This is a genomic window from Pseudomonas atagonensis (assembly GCF_011369485.1).
GTDB classification, from domain to species: domain Bacteria; phylum Pseudomonadota; class Gammaproteobacteria; order Pseudomonadales; family Pseudomonadaceae; genus Aquipseudomonas; species Aquipseudomonas atagonensis.
This window is the reverse complement of sequence record NZ_VXCA01000018.1, coordinates 135,134-141,794: the sequence shown is the minus strand read 5'-3', so window position 1 is coordinate 141,794 and position 6,661 is coordinate 135,134. Positions and strand designations below refer to the sequence as shown.

Annotated in this window: 6 protein-coding genes; 2 read left to right on the top strand and 4 right to left on the bottom strand. The window is 60.5% G+C overall.

Translation table 11 applies throughout. The features are described 5' to 3' along the window. Window positions 1-384 precede the first annotated feature (384 nt). From ccoM to F2P67_RS13520, 3 genes are all read right to left on the bottom strand, one after another. Entirely contained in the window at window positions 385-498 is a 114-nt protein-coding gene (gene ccoM, locus F2P67_RS27930) for a cytochrome c oxidase subunit CcoM (RefSeq protein ID WP_281355900.1), read from the bottom strand. A gap of 145 nt (window positions 499-643) precedes the next feature. Continuing rightward, window positions 644-805 (bottom strand): hypothetical protein, encoded by a 162-nt coding sequence (locus F2P67_RS13525; RefSeq protein WP_007918490.1) that lies wholly within the window; start codon window positions 803-805, stop codon window positions 644-646. A 145-nt stretch (window positions 806-950) separates the two neighbouring features. Then, entirely contained in the window at window positions 951-1,292 is a 342-nt protein-coding gene (locus F2P67_RS13520) for an aspartate-semialdehyde dehydrogenase (RefSeq protein WP_166220960.1), read from the bottom strand. 230 nt (window positions 1,293-1,522) lie between these two features. Between F2P67_RS13520 and rapA the strand changes: the two genes are divergently transcribed. Then, window positions 1,523-4,369 (top strand): RNA polymerase-associated protein RapA, encoded by a 2,847-nt coding sequence (gene rapA, locus F2P67_RS13515; RefSeq protein ID WP_166220959.1) that lies wholly within the window; start codon window positions 1,523-1,525, stop codon window positions 4,367-4,369. A 181-nt stretch (window positions 4,370-4,550) separates the two neighbouring features. Here rapA and F2P67_RS13510 read toward each other — a convergent pair whose 3' ends face one another. Beyond that, window positions 4,551-5,900: a spinster family MFS transporter gene (locus tag F2P67_RS13510; protein ID WP_166220958.1), complete on the bottom strand. Its 1,350-nt coding sequence runs from the start codon at window positions 5,898-5,900 to the stop codon at window positions 4,551-4,553. Between the two features lie 301 nt (window positions 5,901-6,201). On the opposite strand from F2P67_RS13510, the gene F2P67_RS13505 reads away from it, so the two are divergent. Further along, the gene (locus F2P67_RS13505; protein WP_166220957.1) at window positions 6,202-6,570 is read left to right on the top strand and encodes a YkgJ family cysteine cluster protein; all 369 of its coding nucleotides are present in this window, start codon (window positions 6,202-6,204) and stop codon (window positions 6,568-6,570) included. Window positions 6,571-6,661 lie beyond the last annotated feature (91 nt).

The window sequence follows — 6,661 nt, the reverse complement described above, 5'->3', positions numbered from 1 at the left end:
CGCCGTTGTCCTTAAACCGGCATATCGTGAGCAGCGTCAGAGTGGTATAAGAGACAGCCGAAGCGACCGTGCGGCGCAGCCGCATGCATCGAGAGGAGGTGCAGCGAAGCAAACCGTAGGCGATGCGCCCGGATCGATCCCGGAGCGAAGGAATCCGAGCCCAGGCGAGGGCCGTACGTCAGGGCAAAGCCTTTTGGGTTACCTTTTCGGCGTTTGGAAAAGGTGACTCGCCGTAAGGGCGAAACCCTAGGCAGCCGTTACCGCAGCAACGGATATTCACAAAAAAAAACCACAACCTGGTCGGCCCAAAGGCCGCCAAGGCACAAAAAAAAGGGCAACCGAAGTCGCCCCAAAATGCCTTGCGTGCTCATCAATCCAGAAGAATCACTTCTTGCGCTTATTCGCGTCCTTCCAGATAAAAAATCCAAACCCTGCAAAAAACAGAACCATGAGACCTACAGTCAGGATCCCGGCAAACACCACGTTATCGAAAAACATGACTGGCCTCCTGGCCCCTGCTCTGCTGCGATGGGGCCAAGTTACCAAACACACAGGCGCACACATTGACCAGGATCAATGTCCGCGAGGAAGGGAATTAAAGGAGGGAAAATAACTGACCTGCATCAACGGATGCAGGGGGAGATCAACGCTTTTTCGGCTTGTTCTTCGACTTCTTCTTGGCTTTGCCCAACGGCATCGCCTGCTCGAACGCCTGGCGCACTTCGTTCAGGCGCTTTTCTTTAATGTCATGCACCCGTTTGGCGCGTTCGGTGCTGAGGTCGATCAGTTTGTCGTCTTGGCTCATGGCGTTCGGTGCATCGCTTGAATGAATCACAACTGCCGCATCACCGACAGGACTGGGTCAATAATGCAGCGTCACACCCGCGCTGACCAGCCGCCGGTTTAAACGCAATAAAACAATTCATGTAGCGAACCCGGGCCGGGCGGCCTCAGATCTCGATGTCGACCCACAACCCCTGACGCGGCTGGTCTTCCATCAGCGGCACCACCGGCACTGTGTTGTCGGCATTCAGCTCGGTGCCTGGCACGGCCAGATGCTCTTCCGGGTCTTCATCGGCCTCACGGCGGCGACGATCGCGTTCCTGCTGGCGACGCTGTTCTTCGCGCAGCAGCAAACCGTCCTCTTCCGGATCGCGTTTTTGCAGATCGATCGTGCTTTCGTTGGAGCTTTCCTGCACCGGCACCACCGGCGGGATGTCCGGCCGCTGGCGAACCGGATCTTGCTGGGAAGTGATCGGCACGGCGCTCAGAGGGAGCATCGGTGGCAACATATAAAGGGTCTCCTGTCAGCAGGCTATCGGCCCGGGCAATGATGGCTTGAGCCACCGGTCGCAAACTTGTGACCGGGTTGGCACTCACAGGTGCCGTAAACCCTCGAAAAACCGACACATGACCTAACCTTCCCTTTGCACATAAAAGCCGGGCGCGGCTCCTTATCCTTTGGCCTCGGGGCCTCATTCCGTTAAGATAGCCCGCTTTTTCAAGGTGGGAGTCAGGCAGCATGGCGCAGCAGTATCAACCGGGGCAACGCTGGATCAGTGACAGCGAAGCCGAGCTGGGTTTAGGCACCGTTCTGGCACAGGACGGCCGCTTGTTGACCGTGCTCTACCCGGCCACTGGCGAAACCCGCCAGTACGCGCTACGGAATGCGCCCCTCACCCGCGTGCGGTTCTCGCCGGGTGACACCATTACCCACTTCGAAGGCTGGAAGATGACCGTGCAGGAAGTCGACGATGTCGACGGCCTGATGGTCTATCACGGCCTCAACGGGCAGAACGAAGCGGTCACCCTGCCGGAAACCCAGTTGTCGAACTTCATTCAGTTCCGTCTGGCCAGCGACCGTCTGTTCGCCGGGCAGATTGACCCGCTGGCGTGGTTCTCCCTGCGTTACAACACCCTCGAACACACCAGTCGCCAGTTGCAATCCTCGCTCTGGGGCCTGGGCGGCGTACGTGCGCAACCGATCGCGCACCAGCTGCACATTGCCCGTGAAGTCGCTGACCGTATAGCCCCGCGGGTTCTACTGGCGGACGAAGTGGGTCTGGGTAAAACCATCGAAGCCGGTCTGGTGATCCATCGCCAACTGCTCTCGGGCCGCGCCAATCGCGTGCTGATTCTGGTGCCGGAAAACCTCCAGCATCAGTGGCTGGTGGAGATGCGCCGTCGTTTCAACCTGCAGGTCGCGCTGTTCGACGAAGAACGCTTCATTGAAAGCGATGCCACCAACCCGTTCGAAGACACCCAACTGGCGCTGGTCGCGCTGGAGTGGCTGGTCGATGACGAGAAGGCGCAAGACGCGCTGTTCGCCGCCGGCTGGGACCTGCTGGTGGTCGACGAAGCACACCACCTGGTGTGGCACGAAGACAAGGCCAGCCCCGAGTATTCGCTGGTCGAACAACTGGCCGAAGTGATTCCTGGCGTGCTGCTGCTCACCGCTACTCCGGAGCAACTGGGTCAGGACAGTCACTTCGCCCGTCTGCGTCTGCTCGACCCGAACCGTTTCCATGACCTGGCCGCGTTCCGCGCCGAAAGCGATAACTATCGCCCGGTCGCCGAAGCCGTTCAGGAACTGCTCGACAAAGGCCGTCTCTCGGCCGAAGCGCACAAGACCATTCACGGTTTCCTCGGTAACGAAGGTGAAGCCCTGCTAACCGCCGTCAACGATGGCGACAGCGAAGCCAGCGCCCGTCTGGTGCGCGAACTGCTCGACCGCCACGGCACCGGCCGCGTGCTGTTCCGTAACACCCGCGCCGCCGTGCAGGGTTTCCCGGAGCGCAAACTGCACCCGTATCCGCTGCCGTGCCCGGCCGAGTATCTGGAGCTGCCGCTGGGCGAGCACGCCGAGCTGTACCCGGAAGTCAGCTTCCAGGCCCAGCCGGACGCCAGCGAAGAAGAGCGCTGGTGGAAATTCGACCCGCGCGTCGAGTGGCTGATCGATCAGCTGAAAATGCTCAAGCGCACTAAAGTGCTGGTGATCTGCGCCCACGCCGAAACCGCGATGGATCTGGAAGACGCCCTGCGCGTGCGTTCCGGCATCCCGGCCACGGTGTTCCATGAAGGCATGAACATCCTTGAGCGTGACCGCGCCGCCGCTTACTTCGCCGATGAAGAGTTTGGTGCGCAAGTGCTGATCTGCTCGGAAATCGGCAGTGAAGGTCGCAACTTCCAGTTCGCTCACCACCTGGTGCTGTTCGATCTGCCGTCGCACCCGGACCTGCTCGAGCAGCGAATCGGTCGTCTCGACCGGATCGGCCAGAAGCACACCATCGAACTACACGTGCCGTACCTGGAAACCAGCCCGCAAGAGCGCCTGTTCCAGTGGTACAACGAAGCGCTGAACGCATTCCTCAACACCTGCCCGACCGGCAATGCCTTGCAGCATCAGTTCGGCCCGCGCCTGCTGCCGCTGCTCGAAGAAGCCGACGACGGCGAGTGGCAAGCACTGATCGACGAAGCGCGCAGCGAGCGCGAGCGTCTGGAAGCCGAACTGCACACCGGTCGCGACCGTCTGCTGGAACTCAACTCCGGCGGCGCAGGCGAAGGCGAAGCGCTGGTCGAAGCGATCCTTGAGCAAGACGATCAGTTCGCCCTGCCGATCTACATGGAAACCCTGTTCGACGCCTTTGGCATCGACAGCGAAGACCATTCGGAAAACGCCCTGATCCTCAAGCCGAGCGAGAAGATGCTCGACGCCAGTTTCCCGCTGGGCGACGACGAAGGCGTGACCATCACTTACGACCGCAACCAGGCGCTGTCGCGTGAAGACATGCAGTTCATCACCTGGGAACACCCGATGGTGCAGGGCGGCATGGATCTGGTGCTGTCCGGTTCGATGGGCAACACCGCCGTCGCGCTGATCAAGAACAAGGCGCTGAAACCGGGCACCGTGTTGCTTGAACTGCTCTATGTCAGCGAAGTGGTTGCACCGCGTTCGCTGCAACTGGGTCGTTACTTGCCGCCGGCCGCCCTGCGTTGCCTGCTTGATGCCAACGGCAACGACCTGTCGCCACGCGTTTCCTTTGAAACGCTGAACGACCAGCTCGAAAGCGTGCCACGCGCCAGCGCGAACAAGTTCATCCAGGCCCAGCGCGATCAACTGACGCCACGGATCAACGCCGGTGAAGACAAGATCACTCCGCGTCACGCCGAGCGTGTAGCCGAGGCTCGCCGTCGTCTGGCGGCCGACACCGACGAAGAACTGGCGCGCCTGACCGCGTTGCAAGCGGTCAACCCGACCGTGCGTGACAGCGAACTGGATGCACTGCGCAAGCAGCGTGAACAGGGTCTGGCGATGCTCGACAAAGCGGCGCTGCGACTGGAAGCGATCCGGGTGCTGGTGGCGGGCTAAACCGCCCTGCTCCACCGCCCAAAATGAAAAGGCCCGCAGTGATGCGGGCCTTTTTGTTTGCCTGATATTTATGCTGCGCGGCTGATTGCCTCTTCGCGAGCAAGCCCGCTCCCACAGTTGACCGGGTTCCTTCAGGAGGAAATGCGGTCGAATGTGGGAGCGGGCTTGCTCGCGAAGGCGATTATGCAGTCACCGCTGCGCCCTCTGGCTCAACCACCGCCACCAGCCCTTCCTTCATCCGCTGTGCATCGCGCACAAAACAGCGTGACGCCAGAAACAGAAACACCATCGTCAGGAACAGCGCCACCGGGATCAGGTACATCGCATCATGCAGCCCGACAGCCTTGAACGCTTCGGTCATCTGCTCGGCGCCGGCCGCGAGCATCGCGGTGTGGGCGAAATGATCCGACAGCCCACCCACCACCACTGGCCCCAGACCACCGCCCAGCAGGTACAACCCGGCAAAGAACAACGCCATCGCCGTGGCCCGCAGACGCGGCTCGACCACGTCCTGAATCGCCGTATAAACGCAGGTGTAGAAGTTATAGGCAAACAGCCAGCCGACACTGAACACCGCGACAAACACACCAATCTCGACGCGCCCGGCATGCAGCGCCCAGGCTGTACACAGTGTCGAGATGATCAGGCTGAACGCTGCAAACAGCAGACGTCCACTGGCCACACGCTGGTGGATCTTGTCGGCAATCCAGCCACCGAGGGTCAAACCGACCAGACCGGTCACACCGACAATGATCCCGGTCGCCACTGCAGCTTCCTGCAACGGCATCAGGAAATAGCGTTGCAGCATTGGCACCAGAAACGAGTTGCAGGCATAGGTAGCGAAGTTGAAGCACAGCCCGGCCAGCACCAGCCACAGGAACGTCGGCACGGCGAGCACGCGACGAATCGGCTTGTCGACTTTCTCCTGCGAGACCTGCACGGTTTCCGCTGCGCCGCGTTTTGGCTCTTTGATGAAGAACATGAAAATCGCGAGGATCAGCCCCGGTACAGCGGCGATGAAGAACGGCGCGCGCCAGCTATCGAAGGCCTTGACCATCGCACCGATGGTGAAGAAGGCCAGCAACAGACCCAACGGCAGACCAAGCATGAAAATGCCCATCGCCCGCGCCCGACGGTGCGCCGGAAACAGATCGCCGATCAGCGAGTTGGCGGCCGGTGCATAACTGGCCTCGCCGATACCGATGCCCATGCGCACGATCAGAAAGCTCCAGAAACTGCCGACCAGACCGTTGACCGCCGTCAGCGCGCTCCACGTCGCCAGGCCCCAGCCCATCAGTTTGCTGCGTGAACCGGTGTCGGCCATCCGCCCCAAAGGCAAACCGGCAATCGCATAAACGATGGTGAACGCCGTGCCGACGATGCCCAGTTGAAAGTCGCTGAGGTGCCATTCCATGCGGATTGGCTCGATGATGATCGCCGGAATGGTGCGATCGAAGAAATTGAACAGGTTGGCGAGGAACAGCAGGAACAGAATGCGCCAGGCATTCGCCGCTTGGGTCGAGTTCTGCATGGGTCCGTCTCTTTCTTGTTATAGGGCTTCACTGCCAACGCATCCGAGCCCGGAACCTGCAATCTAGTCAGCCGCGCCGGGGCTGTCTGTGATCATTCGTCTGCCTGATATCGGGCCATGGCACTGTAACGAAACGTAAGCCCTTGATAACGCTGAAGTCCCCGGAAAACCGGGGCTTTCGCGGCAAAACCTTGCCACAAAAAAATAGTTTCGCGCCCCCCTTCCCAAGTTCGTGGCGAAGCCTAGAATGGCCGCCGGATCCGTCCGGATCTCCCGATCAATCCCTTTGATACCCTCCCCCATGTCCGATGTCAGTCCGTGTCTGAATTGCGGTGCCTGCTGTTCCCATTTTCGCGTGTCTTTTTTCTGGGGTGAGTGCGCCTCCTCCGGGGGCACGGTGCCCGATGAACTGGTCACCCAGATCAGCCCCAGCCGGGTGGCGATGAACGGCACCGACTGCAAATCGCCGCGCTGTACGGCATTGGTTGGTGAGGTCGGCAGCAACGTGCAGTGCTCGATTTACGAGCAGCGTGCCAGCCCTTGCCGTGAATTCGAATCGTCGTGGGAAAACGGCGAACAGAATGTCGATTGCGACAAGGCCCGCGCACGCTTCGGCCTCCCGCCTCTGCAACCGGACTGGGCCGAAATCCCTTTCGAAAAGAGCGCCTGACCCTTAGCGCCAAACGCTATGAGGCTAATGTCGAAATCATTAGCGCCAATGTGCCACTACCGCTTGCTGCCCGAAAAGCGCCTCTATACTC

Coding starts and splice junctions, on each gene's coding strand:
- ccoM (WP_281355900.1), bottom strand. CDS start 498: ATGTTTTTCGATAACGTGGTGTTTGCCGGGATCCTGACTGTAGGTCTC.
- F2P67_RS13525 (WP_007918490.1), bottom strand. CDS start 805: ATGAGCCAAGACGACAAACTGATCGACCTCAGCACCGAACGCGCCAAA.
- F2P67_RS13520 (WP_166220960.1), bottom strand. CDS start 1,292: ATGTTGCCACCGATGCTCCCTCTGAGCGCCGTGCCGATCACTTCCCAG.
- rapA (WP_166220959.1), top strand. CDS start 1,523: ATGGCGCAGCAGTATCAACCGGGGCAACGCTGGATCAGTGACAGCGAA.
- F2P67_RS13510 (WP_166220958.1), bottom strand. CDS start 5,900: ATGCAGAACTCGACCCAAGCGGCGAATGCCTGGCGCATTCTGTTCCTG.
- F2P67_RS13505 (WP_166220957.1), top strand. CDS start 6,202: ATGTCCGATGTCAGTCCGTGTCTGAATTGCGGTGCCTGCTGTTCCCAT.